Below are 18894 nucleotides of genomic sequence, written 5' to 3' on the forward strand. Positions count from 1 at the left end.
CTCCGGCAACGGATTGCGCACGAATGCTGCAGTGCAGGAACCCTCCGGACGGTGTCTCGGGCTACCCTAGCGCGCTGGATGACAGCGCAGTCATCCAGCGCTGCCGTGTCGTCGCGCAAGCGGACATCGGATGTCTTCCGTGAGGTCGGGTGGAAGACATGGATGACGGGGCATCGGTCGTTGTGGCGTGCCCGTCTTCGCGGGAATGCCGGTGGACACAAGCCGGCAGTAGTCAGGCAAAGAAACAGTGCATATCCCGGGGAGGGAGTACATGAGCAGTCCCAACGCATCAGGTGAGAACACCCGTTTCATCATCCTGATCAGTCTGGTCGCCACCATCGGCGGCTTCCTGTTCGGCTACGACAGTGGCGTGATCAACGGCACGGTCGACGGCATCACCGTCGCCTTCAATTCCGACGCTGCGGTGACCGGTTTCAACGTGGCCTCGATGCTGCTGGGCTGCGCGATCGGCGCCTGGTTCGCCGGCACACTGGCCGACCGCTACGGCCGGCGCACGATGCTGCTGTGGTCGGCGGTGTTCTTCATCGTCTCGGCCTGGGGCTCGGGCATCGCCACCTCCTCGGCGGAGTTCGTGGTCTACCGCGTGATCGGCGGTTTCGCGGTCGGCGCGGCCAGCGTCATGTCGCCGGCCTACATCGCCGAAGTCGCGCCGGCACGCTACCGCGGGCGGTTGGCGACGGTGCAGCAGATCGCGATCATTTCCGGCCTGTTCGCCTCGTTCCTCAGCAACTACCTGCTCGCGCGCATGGCGACCTCGTCGATGGCCGAACTGTGGCTAGGCTACGAGGCCTGGCGCTGGATGTTCTGGGCCGAGCTGTTGCCGGCGTTCCTGTTCCTGTTCATGCTGTTCTTCATCCCGGAAAGCCCGCGCTACCTGGTCGCACGCGGCCTGCGCGAGCGCGCGAGCAAGGTGCTGGCGCGGCTCTACGGCGCGGTCCAGGGCGAGCGCAAGCTGGGTGAGATCGAAGGCTCGCTGGCCACCGATCACCATCGCCCGCGGCTGTCGGACCTGATCAGCAAGACGACGGGCAAGATCCGGCCGATCGTCTGGATCGGCGTGGGCCTGGCGACGTTCCAGCAACTGGTCGGCATCAACGTGGTGTTCTACTACGGCGCGGTGCTGTGGCAGGCGGTGGGCTTCTCCGAAAGCGACGCGCTGCTGATCAACGTGCTGTCGGGCGCGCTCAGCATCGGTGCCTGCATCGTGACCGTGCTGCTGATCGACAAGGTGGGCCGCAAGCCGCTGCTGTGGATCGGCTCGGTCGGCATGGCCATCACCCTGGGCCTGGTGACCTTCGCCTTCGCCACAGGCGGGGTTGATGCGGCGGGCAAGCTGCAGCTCACCGATTCGATGGGCCTGCTGGCGCTGATCGCGGCCAATGCCTACGTGGTGTTCTTCAACATGTCCTGGGGCCCGGTGATGTGGGTGATGCTGGGCGAGATGTTCCCGAACCAGATCCGCGGCTCGGGCCTGGCGGTGGCGGGTCTGGCGCAGTGGACCGCGAACTTCCTGATCACCTGGACCTTCCCGATGATGCTGGCCGGCATTGGCCTGGCCGCGGCCTACGGCATCTACACGGTGATGGCGGTGCTGTCGGTGTTCTTCGTGTTCAAGTTCGTGTACGAGACCAAGGGTCGCGAGCTGGAGCAGATGGAAGGCTGAGCCTGCATCCGGTCGCCGCCACGGCAGGCGGCGACCGGCTTTCGATGGCAGAAGCAAGTACGTGATTCCCGCGCTCGCGGGAGTGATGCGTCGCTGACGATGACGACGTGGCCCGACACCTGGTGTCGCTGCCACACCTGGAGCGTGCAATGCAGTTGTCGAGCCTCGATATCGGCATCGTGCTGGCCTACCTGGCCGGCGTGTTCGTGCTGGCGCAGTGGGTGTCACGCGAAAAGGCGGGGCACAGCAAGAACGCACAGGACTACTTCCTCGCCAGCAAGTCGCTGCCCTGGTGGGCGATTGGCGCCTCGCTGATCGCGGCCAACATCTCGGCCGAGCAGATCATCGGCATGTCCGGCTCGGGCTACGCGATCGGCCTGGCCATCGCGTCGTACGAGTGGATGGCGGCGGCGACGCTGCTGATCGTCGGCAAGTGGTTCCTGCCGGTGTTCCTGCGCAACGGCATCTACACCATGCCGCAGTTCCTCGAGCAGCGTTACGGCACCCGCATCCGCACGGTGATGGCGGTGTTCTGGCTGGGCCTGTACGTGTTCGTCAACATCACCTCGATCCTGTGGCTGGGCGCGATCGCGGTCAGCCAGGTCACCGGCATGGACCAGATGCTGGCGGTGGTGCTGATCGGTGTGTTCGCGCTGGCCTACCAGCTCTACGGCGGGCTCAAGGCCGTCGCTCTGACCGACATCGTGCAGGTCACCCTGCTGGTGCTGGGCGGCCTGCTGGTGGCCGGGCTCACGCTGGACCAGCTGGGCGAAGGCAACGGCATCGTGGCCGGCTTCAACCGCCTCTGGGCCGAACATCCCGGCCACTTCGAGATGATCCTCGACAAGGACAACCCGTTCTACAAGGACCTGCCCGGCATCAGCGTGCTGATCGGCGGCATGTGGATCATGAACATCAGCTACTGGGGCTTCAACCAGTACATCATCCAGCGCGCACTTGCCGCCAAGGACATCCATGAGGCGCAGAAGGGCGTGCTGTTCGCCGCCTTCCTCAAGCTGCTGATGCCGGTGATCGTGGTGCTGCCGGGTATCGCCGCGGTCACGCTGGCGTCGGATATCTCGCGCCCCGACGAGGCTTACCCGACGATGATGCGGCTGTTGCCGACCGGCATCCTCGGCCTGGTGTTCGCTGCGCTGGTGGCGGCGATCGTCGCCTCGCTGGCCTCGAAGATCAATTCGGTGGCGACGATCTTCACCCTGGATTTCTACGCCAAGCGCGCGCCCCAGGCCGACCAGCAGCGGCTGGTGCGCGTGGGCCGCATCGCCGCCGCGGTGGCGGTGCTGCTCGGCATCCTCACCGCCAAGCCGCTGCTGGGCAGCTTCGACCAGGCCTTCCAGTACATCCAGGAATACACGGGCTTCTTCACCCCGGGCATCGTGGTGATCTTCGTGCTCGGCCTGTTCTGGAAGCGCGCCAACGAGGCCGGCGCGCTGGCTGCCGCGATCGGCTCGTTTGCGCTGTCGGTGGTGCTCAAGCTGGCGTGGCCGTCGCTGCCGTTCATCGACCGCGTCGGCCTGGTGTTCCTGCTGGCGCTGGCGCTGGCGGTGGTGGTGTCGCTGCTCACCCGGCATTCGCCGGAGAAGGACATCATCCAGACGCGCGACGTGGACTACCGCACCAGCGGCGCGTTCAATGTCGGCGCACTCGCCGTGGTGGCGATCCTGGTCGCGCTGTACGCACTGTTCTGGTAGCCGGTCTTCGCCGCTGCGGATGCGGCGGACAGGGCAGGCGCGCGGACGACTGCGCCGCGCGGGTTCCCGGCGCCTGGCACATCGGCGATGACCCGGCTGCAGTACGATCGCGGCCGCACTTGATCCAGGTCAGACAGCGCGCCGTCGGCGGCCTGCATCATCCCGCGCTGCAGAACGCGGGGCGACTGGGGAATGAAGCGGAACAAGCCGGGCGTGCCTTGCGTCGGGATGGGCGCGGCGCGCGGCATCCTTGACTGGAACGTGCCGGATGCGGCGGCGCCTGTCCGCGCCGTGCGCGCGTCCGGTGGCGACGGCGGGGCATGAGCTTCCACGACCTGCGCGGTTTTCTCGATCGCCTGTCCGCGCGCGGCGACCTGCTGCAGATCGATGCGCCGGTCGACCCGGTGCTCGAAAGCACGGCCCTGTGCCTGCGTGCGCAGCGCGAACAGGGTCCGGCGCTGCTGATGCGCCAGCCCACCGGCTCGAGTCACGCGCTGCTCGGCAACCTGTTCGGCCATCGGCGCCGCATCGAGCTGGCGCTGGGCGACCGGCCGCTGTCGTCATTGCGCGAGCTGGGCCAACTGCTGGCACGGCTGAAGGAACCTGACTGGCCGGGCTCGATGCGCGAGGCGCTGGCCGCGTGGCCGGGGCTGGCGCAGCTGGCGCATGCGGCGCCCCGGCGCGTGCACGAGGCCGCGTTCTGCGAGCAGGTGTTCGAGCGCGACGAGATCGACCTGTCGCGCCTGCCGATCCAGCACTGCTGGCCGGGCGACGTCGACCGCCTGCTCACCTTCGGCCTGGTCGTCACCCGCGGACCGCAGCGGCGGCGCCAGAACGTGGCGATCTACCGCCAGCAACCGATCGGACGCAATCGCCTGATCATGCGCTGGCTACCGCACCGCGGCGGCGCACTCGATTACGCAGCCTGGTGCCAGCAGCATCCCGGCCGCCCGTTCCCGGTGCTGGTGGCGATCGGCGCCGATCCGGCCACGATGCTTGCGGCGGTCGCGCCGATCCCGGACACCATGTCCGAATACGAGTTCGCCGGACTGCTGCGCGGTGAACGCACCCGCGTCTGGCACAGCGCGGCCACCGGGCTGGATGCACCGGCCGGTGCCGAGATCCTGCTCGAGGGCTTCATCCATCCCGGTGACACCGCGCTGGAGGGGCCGTTCGGCGACCACACCGGCTACTACAACGCGCAGGGCACGTTCCCGGTGCTGACGGTCGAACGCATGCGCATGCGCCACGACGCGATCTACCACGGCAGCTACATGGGGCGCGCGCCGTTCGACGAACCGTCGGTGCTGTCGATGGCGCTCAACGACGTGTTCGTGCCGATCCTGCAGCGGGTGTTTCCGGAGATCATCGACTTCCACCTGCCGCCGGAAGCCTGCTCGTACCGCATCGCGGTGGTGTCGATCCGCAAGCAGTACGCCGGCCATGCGCGGCGCGTGATGATGGCGGTCTGGTCGTACCTGCGCCAGTTCACCTACACCAAGTTCGTGATCGTCACCGACGAGGACATCGACGTGCGCGACTGGGGGCAGGTGCTGTGGGCGCTGTCCACGCGCGTGGACCCGGCGCGCGACATGCTGCTGGTCGAGAACACGCCGATCGATTATCTCGACTTCGCCTCGCCCGTCGCCGGCCTGGGCTCCAAGCTCGGGCTCGATGCCACCCGCAAGTGGCCGGGCGAATCGGACCGCGAATGGGGCCGTCCGATCCAGCTGGATGCAGAGGTGGAGCGGCGCGTCGATGCGCTGTGGTCGCAGCTGGGCGCCACCGGACGCGTCGCGGAACCCGCCACGGGGCCGCTGCCTGCCGCAATCAACACAGGGAGTCACTGATGCAACTGGTATGTCCCGCGGGCAACCTGCCTGCACTGCAGGCCGCGATCGACGCGGGCGCCGATGCGGTCTACGCGGGCTTCCGCGACCAGACCAACGCGCGCGCGTTCCCCGGCCTGAACTTCGACGAGCAGGAACTGCGGCGCGGCATCGCCTACGCGCATGCGCGCGGCCGCAAGGTGTACCTGGCGCTCAACACCTATCCCGACAGCGTGCGCCTGCCGTACTGGCAGGCCGCGGTCGACCATGCCGCCGAGCTGGGCGTGGACGCGATCATCGCCGCGGAGATGGCGGTACTCGACTACGCCTGCCGCACGCATCCGGTGCTGGCCCGGCACCTGTCGGTGCAGGGTTCGGCCACCACCGCGCCGGCGCTGAAGTACGCGTACGAGCGCTTCGGCATCGCCCGCGCGGTGCTGCCGCGTGTGCTGGCGCTGCAGCAGGTGGAGCGCCTGTGCGCGGCTTCGCCGGTGCCGCTGGAGGTGTTCGCCTTCGGCAGCCTGTGCATCATGGTCGAGGGCCGCTGCCAGCTGTCGAGCTACGTCACCGGCGTCTCGCCCAACCGCCACGGCGTGTGTTCGCCGGCCAGCTTCGTGCGCTGGGACGAGCATCCGGACAACAGCCGCAGCGTGCGCTTGAACGGCATGCTAATCGACCGCTTCGGCGAAGCCGAGCCGGCCGGCTATCCCACGGTGTGCAAGGGCCGCTACGCCGTGGGCGGCGAGGTGTTCCACGCGCTCGAGGAACCGACCAGCCTCAACACCCTGGAGCTGCTGCCGAGGCTGGCCGAGGCCGGGGTGGTGGCGCTGAAGATCGAGGGCCGCCAGCGCGGCGTGGCCTACGTGCGCGCGGTGACCTCCACCTGGCGCCAGGCGATCGACCGCTACCGCGCCGATCCGCAGCGCTGGACCACCGAGGCTGCCTGGCAGCAGGCGCTGGCCGCACACGCCGAGGGCCAGCAGACCACGCTGGGCCCCTACCACCGCGCCTGGCATTGAGGAGGCACCGATGAAGCTGAGCCTGGGGCCGCCGCAGTACTTCTGGCCGCGCGAGCGCACGCTCGCGTTCTATCGCGACGTCGCCGGCTGGCCGGTGGACATCGTCTATCTGGGGGAAACGATCTGCAGCAAGCGCCGCGAGCTGCGCCTGCAGGACTGGCTGGCGATCGCGCACGAGCTCGCCGCCGCAGGCAAGGAAGTGGTGCTCTCGACGCTGGCGCTGATCGAGGCCGAATCGGAGCTGGGCGCGCTGCGCCGCCAGGTCGGCAACGGCACGTTCCGGATCGAGGCCAACGACCTGTCCGCGGTACAGGTGTGCCGCGAGCAGGGGCTGCCCTTCGTCGGCGGACCGACCCTCAATGTGTACAACCATCGCGCCCTGGCGATGCTGATGGCGGACGGGCTGTGGCGCTGGGTGCCCGGCGTCGAGCAGGGTCGCACCCTGCTGCAGGAGCTGCGCGAGGCGCTGGAGGTCGAGGGCGGCACGATGCCCGAGGTCGAGATGCTGGCCTGGGGCCGCCTGCCGCTGGCCTATTCGGCGCGCTGCTTCACCGCGCGCGCGCTGGACGTGCCCAAGGACCAGTGCGGCTTCCGCTGCATCGAGCATCCCGACGGCCTGCCGCTGGCCACCCGCGAGGGCGAGCCGTTCCTGACCATCAACGGCATCCAGATCCAGGGCACCGAGGTGATGGACCTGCTGCCCCAGCGCGACGCGCTGATCGCCTGCGGCGTGGGCGTCCTGCGCATCTCGCCGCAGGCCCACGGCACCGACGAGGTGCTGGCCCATTTCCGCCAGGGCCTGGCCGCGCCGCAGCCGCCGGCGCCGCTGGGCGCGCACAACGGCTACTGGGACGGACGGCCGGGCAAGGCGACGCTGGCGCAGGCCTGAGCCACGCCGCGGGCGCGCATCGACGCGGGCCTATTGACCCGGCCAGCCGAAGTTTTGACTCGTGTCATTCCGAACCCGCGCAGCGGGTGAGGAATCTCGTTCTGTCAGGCCCGTGTCGGCGATCGGGATCCCTCACCTGCGGTTCGGGATGGCAAGTTCAAACATCGTGTGGCCGGATCAACAGGCAGGGGCGTCACTGCGGCTATGCGCACCGAGGCTGCCGCTGCGGTGCAGCGCCGCGTCCAGCAGCCGCAGCGCCAGCCCGCCCTGCCAGCCGTAATCGGCCGCATCGGCGTGCAGCAGGTGCGCGGCCACGGTCAGGCCGATGCCGTCGCGGACCGGCCCGCAGGCGCTCCACAGCAGGCTGCGCAGGCGCGCGAGTGCGTCGGCGTCCGCCGCCGGGCCGGCGCTGGCCCAGGCGAACGCGCCGCTGCGCTCCATCGCCGGCCAGGTGTCTTCCGCGCCCAGCAGCCGGCCCAGCCGGCGGCCGAAGACCAGGCCTTCGAGCAATGAGTTGCTGGCCAGCCGGTTGGCCCCGTGCACCCGGTTGCAGGCGACCTCGCCGACCGCGTACAGGCCAGGCACCGTGGTGCGGCCATCGCGGTCGGTGGCCAGGCCGCCCATGTGGAAGTGCGCGGCGGGCGTGATCGGGATCGGCTGCCGGGTCGGGTCGATGCCGTGCGTGCGGCAGGCCGCGTACACGGTGGGAAAGCGCGCCGGCCAGGCGTCGCCGAGGGCGGTGGCGTCGAGCCACGCGCCGCCGTGGCGCTGCAGCTCGCGGCAGACGCGACGCGCGACCAGATCGCGCGGGGCAAGGTCGGCCAACGGATGCAGGCCGGCCATGAGCGCCTCGCCGCGGCCGTTGCACAGGCGCGCGCCGGCGCCGCGCAGGGCTTCGGTGACCAGCGGCAGCGGCTGGCCGTCGCGGCGGGCACCGGGCACGGCCAGCGCGGTGGGATGGAACTGCACGAACTCCAGGTCGCGCCCGGCGGCACCGGCCGCCAGGCCCAGCGCCAGGCCATTGCCGTCGGCGCCGGCCGGATTGGTGCTGGCGGCAAACAACGCGCCCAGCCCGCCGGTGGCCAGCACCACGCCGCTGGCTTCGAGCGGCGCGATCGTGCCCCGCGCGTCGCGCACCCGCAGGCCGGCGACGGCGCCGCCGCGCAGCAACAGCGCCTCCGCGTGCTGGCCTTCGCGCAGTTCGACGTGCGCGGCCGTGCGCGTCGCCCGCAGCAGGGTGCGCAGCAGCGCCGCGCCGCTGGCATCACCGCCGGCGTGCACGATGCGGTCGGCGTGGTGGCCACCCTCGCGGCCCAGGCGCAGGCGGCCGTCGTCGTGGTCGAAGACCAGGCCCAGCGACTGCAGCCAGGCGATCGCCGCCGGTGCCTGCCGTGCCAGGTAGCGCACCGTGGCGGCATCGTTGTGCGCGGCGCCGGCCACCAGGGTGTCGCGGACATGCGCGGCCGGCGAATCGCCGGGGCCGATCGCCGCTGCGATCCCGCCCTGGGCCAGGGCGCTCGCGCTGCCCGCACCCTCGCGTCCGCGCGCGAGCACCAGCACTGGCCGTGGTGCGGCGGCCAGGGCGACCGACAGCCCGGCGACGCCGGCGCCGACCACCACCAGCGGCGCGCAGGCCCCGGCGCTCACACCCGGTCGCGCCGGCCCACCGCCAGCATCCGCTCCAGCGCGGTGCGGGCACGCGCTGCGATGTCCGCCGGCACCTGCACCTCGTGCCTGAGATCGCGCAGGCAGGCGTGGATGCCGGGCAGGGTGATCCGCTTCATGTGCGGGCACAGGTTGCAGGGCTTGATGAACTCGATCTGCGGGAAACGCGCGCGCAGGTTGTCGGCCATCGAGCATTCGGTGATCAGCGCCACGCGCGCAGGCCGCTCACGCTCCAGCCACGCGCCCATCGCCGTGGTCGAGCCGACGAAGTCGGCCTCGTCCTGCACCTCCGGCGGACATTCGGGGTGCGCGACCAGGCGCGCATCGAAGCGCTCGCGCGCGTGCCGCGCCTGCTGCGCGGTGAACTGCTCGTGGACCTCGCAGCGACCGTCCCACAGCACCAGTTCGATGCCGGTCTGCAGGGCCACGTGGCGGCCGAGGAAGGCATCGGGCAGGAAGATCACCCTGTCGGCGCCGAACTGCGCGGCCATCGCCTCGACCACCTGCGCGGCATTGGCCGAGGTGCAGCAGGCGTCCGATTCGGCCTTCACCGCAGCGCTGGTGTTGACGTAACTCACCACCGGCGTGTCGGGGTGGCGGTGGCGCAGCTCGCGCACGTCGGCGGCGGTGATCGAGGCGGCGAGCGAGCAACCGGCTTCGGGATCGGGGATCAGCACGGTCTTGTCCGGCGCCAGGATCTTCGCGCTCTCGGCCATGAAGTGCACGCCGGCCAGCACGATCAGCTGCGCCTCGCAGTCGGCCGCGGCCTGGGCCAGGGCCAGCGAATCGCCGGTCACGTCGGCCACGCCGTGGAAGATTTCCGGCGACTGGTAGCTGTGCGCCATGATCACCGCGCCACGCTCGCGCTTGAGGGTGTTGATCGCGTCGATCCACGGCAGGTGCAGCGGCCATTCCAGGCAGGGCAGCAGCGGCTCCAGGCGCGCGCCGAGTTCGGCGTACGCCGATTCCAGTTCCGGGCGCCAGCGCGGTGCGGTGTCAGCCATTGCGGGCCTGCCGTGCGGCACGGGCGAAGCGGGCGCCGCGATGCAGGACGATGCGCAGCGCCAGCGGCACCGCTTCCCAGGGCATGCGGTCGAGCAGGTTGCGCACGGTCAGGCCGAGTTCGGTGTCGCCGGTGAGCACCAGCCTGCGCTGGAAGAACAGCGTGTCGGCGTCCTCCAGGCGCGCCGCCAGCAGCAGCAGGTCGGTCGCGCTGCCGCGCACGGTGGCTTCGGCCGGTGCGTCCACCGCATGCAGGCGCCCGTCACGCCACTCCAGGACGCAGCGCTGCCCCAGGTCCACCACCTCGATGCCCAGGCGGCGGCCGGCGAGTTCGTCCAGCGCGCTGCCGATGTGTTCCGGTGCCAGCGCCTGCGACAGGGCGCGGGCCACAATCCGGTCGCGCAGCGGCGCAGGCGCGAGTCGCAGCAGCGGACGCCAGCGGGTGGGTGGCGGGATCAGGCGCAGCAGGGCGTGGGATCGGGTCATGGTGGGGTCGCTTGTGGCAGTGGGGATGGCACGGCACGCCGCCGCGCGGGTGGCGTGGACGCCCTGCTGGTGCAGGGCATCGGTGAACAGGAAGGAGGCCAGGCCGTCGGCGGTCCCGGCCGACACGTGCAGGCGCCGCGCGAGCCTGCGCGCGCGCAGGCGCACCTGCGACTCGCGCGCTTCGTCGCGCAGCGGACGTCCAAGCGCACGCTTCTGTCGTCCGGCCGCCGCCGACATCAGCCGGCGCAGCGCCAGCAACCCGAGCATGCCGTCATCGACCCGGTCGATGCCGTGGCGCGCGCAGGCCAGCAGCAGCGACGCCAGGGGCGGGTTGATCGGCAGTGGCGAGGCAGGCGATGGCTGGTGCATGGGACCCCGGGTGATCGATTTGGATGTCGCTCTTGCCGCGTCCTGCTCCCTCCCCCGCCCGCGGGACAGGGCGGGGGCACTCTCGCCGGAAGGGTGCCGGCTTCGCGCGTCACGCACCCCCATCCCAGCCTTCCCCCGCTTGCGGGGGAAGGGGCCCAAGCGGTGCTGCGCCCCTGTCCGCGGCAGAAGCGGCCCGCCTTGCTCCCTCCCCCGCATCGCGGGGGAGGGTTGGGGTGGGGGCGCTCTTTGCCGGAAGCGGGTTCGCAGTCGCGCAGGCTATCGGTGCCGCCAGCCGTCCCGCGCTGATCCAGGTCAAGCGCCTGCCGGTGCCGGAGGAGTGTCGTCGCCAGCGCCGGGACGCAGCGCGCGCGCGGCGGGCAGCACCTCGGCCTCGAACACCGCGCGCGCCTGCGCCTGGTCGAAATCCGCATGCCTGCGCTTGGCCACGCCATAGTCCGACAGCGTCAGGTGCGCGTCGGCCTGTACGCCGGCCTGCGCCAGGCAGGCGCTCACGCAGTGCAGCACGCAGCCGTCCAGCGCCAGGATAGGCCGGCCCGCCTGCGCGGTGCGCACCAGGCCGGTGACGCCGCCGCCGACGCCGGCGATGCACGACATCTCGGCCGCGCCCTCGCGGTCGAGCCACAGCGCCAGCTGGTTGGCCATCTGCGCGGCGCTGGAGCAACCCGAGCACGAATACACCAGCGGTGGCTTGGCCTTCCTGGACATGTCGGTCTCCCCGTTCGGCAGGCAGGCGCCCGCGGTGCGCGGCGGCGCTGGTGCCCGCGCCTGGTCGCGGCGGCGCACCGCCTCGGCATCGTGGTGCAAGGCATCCGCTACGACGCCGGCAGCAGCGCCCGCAGCCGCGCCTGCAGGTGTTCGAAGTAGCGGTCGATGTAGCTGATGCCGTTCTCGCGGTCGATCAGATAGGGGTTCATCAGCGTGTGGCGCAGGATCACCAGGCGGCCGGCGTCGTCGCCCTCGTCGCCGCTGGCCGGATCGATCCCGAGCGCGCCGAGGATGTCCTGCATGTCCTGCTCGCCGACCACGTCGCGCCGCAGCGTGGTGATCGAGGCGAAGAACTGCTTGAGCTGCAACGGTTGGCCGGGATCGCAGCGCAGCTCGTCGTGGAGCTGGCGCACGAGGACGTTGGCGCGGGCGAGTTCGCGGTTGCCGCGCGGATTGAGCGCCAGGCAGACCAGGTTGCTGTCCGGTGGGAACGGCACCACCGCCGCCACGGTGCCTGCCATCTCCACGGCGAAACGCTGCGCGCGCGCCTGGAAGGCTTCCGCGGCAAGCACGGTCTGGCGCGGCAGCAGGCCGAAGTTGGCGTGGTCGAGTGGCAGCACGCGATGGCTCACGTACACCGCGGCCGCCATCGCACCGGACTTGGAGCCTTCCGGGATGAGCTGCCCGAGCTGCCGGTAGCGGGTCGCGTAGTCGTCGGCCTCACCGCTGTGGAACACGTAGTCGGCCGCCTCGGCCAGCAGCGGCATCGCGCGCTGGTCGCGGCAGATGAAGGCGCCGGCGCCGTAGGGCAGGTAGCCGAGCTTGTGCGGATCGACGGTGACCGAATCGACCTCGGCCAGCGCCGCGAATGCGGCGTGCACCGCCGGCTGCGGGAATTCGTCGAAACCCTGCCGCACCTCGTGCAGCGGGCGCAGGCTGCCATCGGCATTGCGGAACAGGGTGGTCAGGTAACCGCCCCAGGCGGCGTCCACGTGCACGCTGAAGCCCAGGCCGCGCGCCTGCGCGCGCTGGCGTGCGGCCACCACGGCGTCGACCGGATCGATCGTGCCGTATTCGGTGGTGCCCAGCACGGCGACGGCCATCAGCACCGGCTGGTGGTCGCGCGCGCACTGCTGGAGCGTCTCCTCCAGGGCATCGGCATCCAGGCGCATGCCGCGCGTGGGCAGCAGGCGCAGCTGGTCGCGTCCCAGGCCCAGCATCTTCAGGCCCTTGCTCCACGAGTAGTGGGCGGTGATCGGCGCCAGCACCAGCGGCACGCGCAGGTCGCGATGGCGTCCGAAGAATTCCGCCAGCCCCAGTTGTTCGACGCGCTGCGCCTGCACCCGCCCGCTCCAGCGCGCGCGATCGGCGGCGGGCTGCGTGGCCAGCCACTGCCGCCACTGCGAGAACAGCGCGATGCCGGCTTCGGGTGAAAGGTTGAACGCCTGCCAGTCGTCCTCCGGCAGCGCCATGTCCGGCACGGCGGCCGCGCGCAACGCCACCGGGAACGCCTTCAGCGCCAGCGCCAGCCGCAGCGACTGGTAGTTGGCCAGGGTGCCGCCGGAGGTCAGGTGCCCGAACGCGCAGTCCGGCCGCGCCGGATCGTCCGGCCAGCCGAGCATGCGCGCCAGCTGCAGGCCGACCTGCATTTCCAGCTGCAGGGTCACCGGCGCAGCGTCGCCGCTGACGTTGTTGGGGTTGTAGGGCAGGGTCAGGATCTGCGCCGCCAGCCCCGGCAGCAGCAGGTCCGACACCATGTGGCCGATGTAGCGCGGGCTGTGGAAGGGCACCGAACGCTTGAGCGCGGCCGAGAGCTGGTGCAGCTCGCGCCGCGTCCTGGCCTCGAAGGCCTGGTAGTCCGGATGCTGCGCGGCGCGGGTGGGGATTGCCGGCGGATCCTCGGGATGGAAGTTGCGCCGCCAGTGCACGTGGTCGCGCAGGAACTCCACCACCAGCCGCTCCAGCAGCGTGTCGTTCTCGGCGTAGGGGCCGAGGAAGCAGGCGTCGAGCATGCGCTGCCCGTCCGCCGGCGGAACGTCGGCGGGGGAGGGCGTCATGAGGAAGGGGGCTGGCTGCATGGGGCGAGCCTAGCGGCCGGTGGCCAGGCGCCCCATGACCCAGATCAACCCGCCTGCGGGGCAGGCGCGGCAATGCGGCCGCAGGTCGGCGGGGAATACGATGGTCAGCGTGCGCAGTCGCCAGTGGCCAGGGGCCGGGCGGCGCCGGGCCGTGCGCGCGTCGTGCCGCCTCGAGCGCCGCGACCGGTGCGCCTGGAGCTGCACCGCCCGCGGCAATGGCGAAACGGGATGAAGCCTGCCCGATGGCAAGGTGCGCCGTCGCAGCGCGTCATGCACCAGCTAGTGTGCCGTCTACCGCCGTCGCGGTTTTCGGTGATACCGTCACGACGCGCATAGTGCTTATGGATCCGGGCGCGCTGGGAACAGGGAAGACTATCTGGTGCGTCCCGAGGTCATTGATCGGGATGGACATGCATGGTTATGGAAGATGTCGCGATCACCGGCATGGGCCTTGTTTCGCCCATCGGTTTGAACGTGCCCGAGGCGGAAGCCTCTTTGCGGAACGCCGCCTCCGGTATCCGCCTGTACGAGGCGCCGCCGATCCGCAAGCCGTTCGCGGCGGGCGCGATCCCGGTGCAATTCGAGGAGGAGTTTCCCAGGCTCGAGCGGCCGTTCCTGGACCGCGTCCAGCAGATGGCGATCCTGGCCGCGCGCCAGGCGATCGCGCAGGCGGGGCTTGAGGAATTCTCCAGCTACGGCGAGCGTGCGGGGCTGTACTACGGCAACGTCAACGGCGGCACCGCGACCGGGCTGGAATGGTTCCAGCAGCTGCTGCTCGAGGGCCGGCAGCGCTCGCGGCCGTGGACCTCGATGGCGATCATGGGCAACGGCGGCGGCGCGCAGATCGCGATCCGCCACCGCATCACCGGCCCGGTCATCACCAGCTCCAGCGCCTGCGCGTCCTCGGGCGTGTCGATCGGCGAGGCGGCCCGGGCGATCGCGCGCGGCGACCTCGACATCGCCGTGGCCGGCGGCGCGGAAGGCTCGCTGACCTCGCTGGTGCTGGGCACCTTCGACGGCACGCGGGCGATGTCCGAACCCGACCCTGACGATCCGTCCACCAGTTGCCGTCCATTCTCCAGGCAGCGTACCGGCCTGGTGCTGGGCGAAGGAGCGGCTTTCGTGATCCTGGAAAACGCCAGGCTCGCGCGCGAGCGCGGCGCCACGATCCTGGGTTACCTCAGCGGCTACGCCTGCACCAACGACGCCCACCACATCGGCATGCCCGATTCGCGTGGCCAGATCGCCGCGCTGCGCTCGGCGGTCGCCTCGGCCGGCCTGCAGCCCGCGGACATCGCCTATGTCAACGCCCACGCGACGGCCACCCGCGGTGGCGACGAGATCGAGTCCGCCTCGATCCGGGAGGTCTTCGGTGCCGGCCCTGGCGACGCTGCGGTCTCGTCCACCAAGTCCGTGCACGGCCATCTGCTAGGCGGCGCCAGCGCGCTGGAGCTGGTGCTGACCCTGCTGGCGATGCGGATCGGCATGGCGCCAGCCAGCGCCCATATCGGCGAGCCCGACGCTGCCTGCGCGCTCAACCATGTCGGCCCGGCTCCGCGTGCCATGCCGATCCCGCATGCACTGTCCTTCTCCTGCGGCTTTGGCGGCACCAACGTCGCACTCGTGGTTTCCAGTACCCCCAGGCAATCGCCATCCCGCCCACAAGGAGAGTCCCCATGCACCACGCCCTGACTGCCCCCCGCAACGTCCACACACGTGTCAGCACCCAGTTCCGCCAGCTGGCCGAACGCACGCTGTGGGTCACCGTCGCCCCCGACGCCTCCGGCGTCCACAACTTCACCCCGGCGCTGGTGGAGGAATTCCACGGCCTGATCGACGAGCTGCGGATCCCGGCCGCGGTCGCCGGCGCGATCGGCCACCCGCCCCCGTATGCGGTGATCCAGTCCAGCCATCCGACCTACTTCAGCCAGGGTGGCGACCTGCGCTTCTTCCTGCAGTGCATCAAGCGCCGCGACGTGCAGCAGCTGCGCGAGTATTCGATGCGCTGCCTCGACGCCATCGTCGCCTGGTCGACCGAGTTCAAGGGCAACATGGCCACGATCTCGCTGGTGCAGGGCCGCGCGCTGGGCGGTGGCTTCGAACTGGCGCTGGCCGCCGACCACATCATCGCCGAGGAGCAGAGCAGCTTCGGCTTCCCCGAGATCATGTTCGGCCTGTTCCCCTGCAGCGGCGCGATGGGCCTGCTGTGCGAGCGCATCACGCCCAAGGCCGCCGAGAAGCTGATGACCAACAAGAAGGTCTACAGCGCCGCGCAGCTGCTGGAGATGGGCCTGGTCGACGAGGTCGTGCCGCAGGGCGCGGGCGAGCTGGCGGTGGAGCGCCATATCCGCGAACACGCATCGCGTCGCAAGTCGCGGATGATGGTCCGCCAGGCAGTGCGGCGCACGGCCGGGATCGACTATGCCGAAGGCAGGCGCGTGGTGGAGGACTGGGTGGAGGCGGCGATGCAGCTTTCGGCCGAGGAGGTGCGTGCCATGGAGATGCTGATCCTGATGCAGGCGGGTGAGCCGCCCGCGCCCGCCCCGGTGGCCGATGCCGCACCGGCCACAGCCGCGGTGGCGCGCGTCGCCTGAGTCGGGGTGCCGCGGAACGGCGTGCTTTCCGGATCCAGCTCCCTCCTCCGCTTGCGGCGGAGGGACGGGGCGGGGCCTGCAGCGCATCCCACCTGCAGCCGCCCCACTCCAGCCGGGGCAGCGGTCAGTTGTTCACAGCAAGCTGCGTCGCAAAGGCCAGCCGCAGGTCGTCCAGGGCCTGGCAGCTCCTCGCCACGCAGGCGTCGAGGTCCTCGTGCCAGCGTGGTGCGCTGCCGGTCAGCACGTCGTGGGTCATGGTCATCAGGCGATCGGACAGATGTGCCAGCCGCACCACGCCCAGGCTCAGCGCCACGCCCTTCATCGCATGCGCCTGCTTGTGCAGGCCCGGCAGGTCGGCGCCGTCCAGGGCCTCGGCCAGGGCCTGGTGCAGGGCATGGATGTCGGCGATGCCGTCGGTGATCACCGCATGCAGGAAGTCCGGGCTGTCCTTGATTTCCCGCAGTCCCTCGATCGCGCTCGGGTCCAGGTATTCGACCGGTACCCCGCTGATCGCCACCGCGCCCTGCCGTGGCCGCAGCGGCTCGACCGGCACCGGCCGCGCCTCGTCGGGGAACACGCTGGCAATCGCCTGCCGGATCTTCTCGAACGTCAGCGGCTTGTAGATCACGCCGTTGGCGCCGAGGTCCTCAAGCAGGCGCGTGGTCATCGCCGTCGTGTCGGCGGTGATGAAGAAGGTCGGCGACAGCTGTACCCGGCTGTAGGCATAGGTCTGGTAGACCACCGCACCGTTGACGTCGTCCATGTTGTAGTCGAGGAAGATCACGTCGTAGGTGTTGGCGCTGAGCATCACGATGGCTTCGTGCCCGCTCTCGACCGCCGTGACCTGGTGCCCGTCCTTGAGCAGCATCTCCCTGAGCAGCGAAAGGTTGGTGGCATTGTCGTCGGCCACCAGCACGCGCTTGCCGGCCACGCAAGAGGGCGCGGCGTTGGCGGCCGCCGCCGCCGGGCTGGCGTCGACGGGCATCTGCAGCTCGAAGAAGAAGGTGCTGCCGCGTCCCAGCGCGCTGTCGACCTGCAGCTGGCCGCCCATGCGCCGCACCAGCTCGCTGGCGATCGAGGTGCCCAGGCCCGTGCCGCCGTAGCGGCGCGCCGGTCCGCCCTCGACCTGGAAGAAGGGCTGGAAGATCTTCTCGTGGTGGGCCGGGGCGATGCCGATGCCGGTGTCGGACACGGCGAAGCGCACCCGGTACGCGGTGTCGGTGGTCCCGAGCAGCCGCACCTCCAGCGTCACTGCCCCTTCCTCGGTGAACTTCACCGCATTGCCGGCCAGGTTGGTCAGGATCGACACCAGCTCCTGGTGGCGCCCGAGTACCGGCAGCTTGATCCGCTCGTCGAAATCCAGCTCCACCGAGATCGGTCGCGTGCCGACGATCGAGCGGATCGAGCCCATCACCTGGGTCGCGGTGAAGGCCAGGCTGAAGGGTTCTTCCTCCTGGCGGCGGTCACCGCCGTGCACCGCGATCTTGGACAGGTCGAGCAGCTGCTTGATCTCGGCGTCCAGGGTTGTGGCCAGGCGCTGGATCGAGCGCGCGCGGTTCACGGTGCCCGCGTCGGTGGCCTCGACCTCCAGCAGCTGCGCGTCGGCGACGATCCCGGTCAGCGGCGTGCGCAGCTCGTGGCTGACCTTGGCCAGCAGCTGCGACTTGGCGCGGCTGTCGAATTCGGCCGCTTCGCGCGCGGCATTGATGCGCCGGATCAGGCTGGCTGCATACAGCGGCACCACCACCAGCAGCAGCGCGTGCGAGGCCGCGAACAGCAGGTTGTCCTGCCACGTGGGCGAGGCCATCACCACCACGCCAAACCCGGCCAGCGAAAACACCTGGCAGATGTGCATTGCCCGGGTGCCGACGCGGAAGCCGAAGCCGAGCGTGGTGAACAGGTAGAAAGCGACGAAGACCGTCGACGAACCGCCGGCGAAGTACATCCAGGCCGACAGGACCAGCGGATCGATCACCGCGGTGATGACGACCAGGTCGTGGCTGCCCAGCCACTGCGGATGCGCGGCCAGGTAGCGGGCGAGCGCGGCATATCCGACATAGCCGCCCAGCATGCCGACCACCAGTGCATCGGTCGTACTGGACCCGGCGGGGCCGAACCAGTGCACCCCGGCGATGATGATGGCGACCAGCACGCCGAAGCTCAGCCGGAAGTTCGCCTGGGCAATGACGTTCCTGTTCGCTTCGTTGCTGTCGTCCGGCTCCATTACAATGCCCTCAACGTCCCATTGCTGTCGTTCGTCCCGCCGACGGAATCCCTTCACTTCCGGCACGCAGGAACCGGGCCAGCGCGGACATTAGACAGGGGTCCCACGTGGAAAATCCAGCGATTCTGCGGCGCCTGACCGAGATGCTGCAGGAGCGGGTCGGTCCGACCGACGTGCCCATTACCGCACAGACCCGGCTTCAGGAACTGGGCATCGATTCCATCATCCAGGTCGACATCATGCTCGACCTCGAGAGCGAGCTGGATTTCACGTTCAAGAGCATGACCCTGCCGCGCGACCCGACGGTGGAGCAGATCGTGCAGCTGATCCAGGAAACGATAGGCAACCAGTCCGCCTGATCCGGTGGTGGCAGGCGCGCGCCTGGGCCACGCCGCGGGACGCCCGGACAGATCGGAATGCCGCCACGCGCCCGTGCCTGGAGCGGATACGAAAACACCCGCGAGCGAGGCGGGGCGCGGCGTGGATGACGTGGTGGCTATGGGTGGACTCGAACCACCGACCCCAGCATTATGAGTGCTGTGCTCTAACCAGCTGAGCTACATAGCCATCGGCCGCCGCGTGGGCGGCGAGCCGCATATTGTCCGGGGCTGGCGGGG

At 70.3% G+C, this 18894-nt stretch carries 14 protein-coding genes and 1 tRNA gene; 8 read left to right on the plus strand and 7 right to left on the minus strand.

Going from position 1 to position 18894, the window contains the following annotated elements:
• Positions 1-271 precede the first annotated feature (271 nt).
• From ACW5EG_RS15065 to ACW5EG_RS15085, 5 genes are all read left to right on the plus strand, one after another.
• Positions 272-1684 carry a sugar porter family MFS transporter gene (locus ACW5EG_RS15065; protein ID WP_457022147.1) on the plus strand — a complete coding sequence of 471 codons (1413 nt, stop codon included), beginning with the start codon at positions 272-274 and terminating at the stop codon, positions 1682-1684.
• Positions 1685-1833: 149 nt separating this feature from the next.
• On the plus strand, positions 1834-3396 hold the full coding sequence (locus tag ACW5EG_RS15070; protein WP_457022262.1) for a sodium/sugar symporter: 1563 nt from the start codon (positions 1834-1836) through the stop codon (positions 3394-3396).
• Between the two features lie 320 nt (positions 3397-3716).
• Positions 3717-5246: a UbiD family decarboxylase gene (locus ACW5EG_RS15075; protein WP_457022149.1), complete on the plus strand. Its 1530-nt coding sequence runs from the start codon at positions 3717-3719 to the stop codon at positions 5244-5246.
• On the plus strand, positions 5246-6244 hold the full coding sequence (gene ubiU / locus ACW5EG_RS15080) for a ubiquinone anaerobic biosynthesis protein UbiU (protein WP_457022151.1): 999 nt from the start codon (positions 5246-5248) through the stop codon (positions 6242-6244). Before ACW5EG_RS15075 ends, ubiU begins: the two co-directional genes overlap by 1 nt.
• A gap of 10 nt (positions 6245-6254) precedes the next feature.
• Positions 6255-7133: a U32 family peptidase gene (locus ACW5EG_RS15085; protein WP_457022153.1), complete on the plus strand. Its 879-nt coding sequence runs from the start codon at positions 6255-6257 to the stop codon at positions 7131-7133.
• 177 nt (positions 7134-7310) lie between these two features.
• On the opposite strand, the gene ACW5EG_RS15090 is transcribed toward ACW5EG_RS15085, so the two are convergent.
• The 5 genes from ACW5EG_RS15090 to ACW5EG_RS15110 all read right to left on the minus strand — a co-directional run bounded on the left by ACW5EG_RS15090 (position 7311) and on the right by ACW5EG_RS15110 (position 13459).
• The gene (locus tag ACW5EG_RS15090) at positions 7311-8780 is read right to left on the minus strand and encodes an L-aspartate oxidase (RefSeq protein WP_457022155.1); all 1470 of its coding nucleotides are present in this window, start codon (positions 8778-8780) and stop codon (positions 7311-7313) included.
• Positions 8777-9802: a quinolinate synthase NadA gene (nadA, locus tag ACW5EG_RS15095; protein ID WP_457022157.1), complete on the minus strand. Its 1026-nt coding sequence runs from the start codon at positions 9800-9802 to the stop codon at positions 8777-8779. Before nadA ends, ACW5EG_RS15090 begins: the two co-directional genes overlap by 4 nt.
• Positions 9795-10655, minus strand: coding sequence for a ubiquinone anaerobic biosynthesis accessory factor UbiT (gene ubiT, locus ACW5EG_RS15100; RefSeq protein ID WP_457022159.1), 861 nt, complete (start codon positions 10653-10655; stop codon positions 9795-9797). Before ubiT ends, nadA begins: the two co-directional genes overlap by 8 nt.
• 312 nt (positions 10656-10967) lie before the next feature.
• A complete protein-coding gene (locus ACW5EG_RS15105) occupies positions 10968-11381 on the minus strand; it encodes a putative zinc-binding protein (protein ID WP_457020316.1) in 414 nt (137 codons plus the stop codon).
• Between the two features lie 107 nt (positions 11382-11488).
• Positions 11489-13459 carry a pyridoxal phosphate-dependent decarboxylase family protein gene (locus ACW5EG_RS15110; RefSeq protein ID WP_457022161.1) on the minus strand — a complete coding sequence of 657 codons (1971 nt, stop codon included), beginning with the start codon at positions 13457-13459 and terminating at the stop codon, positions 11489-11491.
• A gap of 414 nt (positions 13460-13873) precedes the next feature.
• On the opposite strand from ACW5EG_RS15110, the gene ACW5EG_RS15115 reads away from it, so the two are divergent.
• Positions 13874-15151: a beta-ketoacyl-[acyl-carrier-protein] synthase family protein gene (locus ACW5EG_RS15115; RefSeq protein WP_457020312.1), complete on the plus strand. Its 1278-nt coding sequence runs from the start codon at positions 13874-13876 to the stop codon at positions 15149-15151.
• Positions 15136-16053: a crotonase/enoyl-CoA hydratase family protein gene (locus ACW5EG_RS15120; protein ID WP_457020311.1), complete on the plus strand. Its 918-nt coding sequence runs from the start codon at positions 15136-15138 to the stop codon at positions 16051-16053. The genes ACW5EG_RS15115 and ACW5EG_RS15120 overlap by 16 nt, the downstream gene beginning before the upstream one ends.
• Positions 16054-16177: 124 nt before the next feature.
• Here the strand turns inward: ACW5EG_RS15120 and ACW5EG_RS15125 are convergent, their stop codons facing one another.
• Positions 16178-18277, minus strand: a complete 2100-nt coding sequence (locus tag ACW5EG_RS15125; protein ID WP_457020309.1) for an ATP-binding protein — start codon at positions 18275-18277, stop codon at positions 16178-16180.
• 107 nt (positions 18278-18384) lie between these two features.
• Here ACW5EG_RS15125 and ACW5EG_RS15130 point away from each other — a divergent pair, with 107 nt between their 5' ends.
• On the plus strand, positions 18385-18636 hold the full coding sequence (locus ACW5EG_RS15130) for an acyl carrier protein (protein WP_457020308.1): 252 nt from the start codon (positions 18385-18387) through the stop codon (positions 18634-18636).
• A gap of 131 nt (positions 18637-18767) precedes the next feature.
• On the opposite strand, the gene ACW5EG_RS15135 is transcribed toward ACW5EG_RS15130, so the two are convergent.
• Positions 18768-18844 (minus strand) — tRNA-Met (locus tag ACW5EG_RS15135).
• Positions 18845-18894: the final 50 nt, after the last annotated feature.

This window comes from Luteimonas sp. A611 (genome assembly GCF_054072715.1).

What these genes read in the sequence shown, in the direction of transcription:
- ACW5EG_RS15065 (WP_457022147.1), top strand. Translation starts at nt 272, where the DNA reads ATGAGCAGTCCCAACGCATCAGGTGAGAACACCCGTTTCATCATCCTG.
- ACW5EG_RS15070 (WP_457022262.1), top strand. Translation starts at nt 1,834, where the DNA reads ATGCAGTTGTCGAGCCTCGATATCGGCATCGTGCTGGCCTACCTGGCC.
- ACW5EG_RS15075 (WP_457022149.1), top strand. Translation starts at nt 3,717, where the DNA reads ATGAGCTTCCACGACCTGCGCGGTTTTCTCGATCGCCTGTCCGCGCGC.
- ubiU (WP_457022151.1), top strand. Translation starts at nt 5,246, where the DNA reads ATGCAACTGGTATGTCCCGCGGGCAACCTGCCTGCACTGCAGGCCGCG.
- ACW5EG_RS15085 (WP_457022153.1), top strand. Translation starts at nt 6,255, where the DNA reads ATGAAGCTGAGCCTGGGGCCGCCGCAGTACTTCTGGCCGCGCGAGCGC.
- nadA (WP_457022157.1), bottom strand. Translation starts at nt 9,802, where the DNA reads ATGGCTGACACCGCACCGCGCTGGCGCCCGGAACTGGAATCGGCGTAC.
- ubiT (WP_457022159.1), bottom strand. Translation starts at nt 10,655, where the DNA reads ATGCACCAGCCATCGCCTGCCTCGCCACTGCCGATCAACCCGCCCCTG.
- ACW5EG_RS15105 (WP_457020316.1), bottom strand. Translation starts at nt 11,381, where the DNA reads ATGTCCAGGAAGGCCAAGCCACCGCTGGTGTATTCGTGCTCGGGTTGC.
- ACW5EG_RS15110 (WP_457022161.1), bottom strand. Translation starts at nt 13,459, where the DNA reads ATGCAGCCAGCCCCCTTCCTCATGACGCCCTCCCCCGCCGACGTTCCG.
- ACW5EG_RS15115 (WP_457020312.1), top strand. Translation starts at nt 13,874, where the DNA reads ATGGTTATGGAAGATGTCGCGATCACCGGCATGGGCCTTGTTTCGCCC.
- ACW5EG_RS15120 (WP_457020311.1), top strand. Translation starts at nt 15,136, where the DNA reads ATGCACCACGCCCTGACTGCCCCCCGCAACGTCCACACACGTGTCAGC.
- ACW5EG_RS15125 (WP_457020309.1), bottom strand. Translation starts at nt 18,277, where the DNA reads ATGGAGCCGGACGACAGCAACGAAGCGAACAGGAACGTCATTGCCCAG.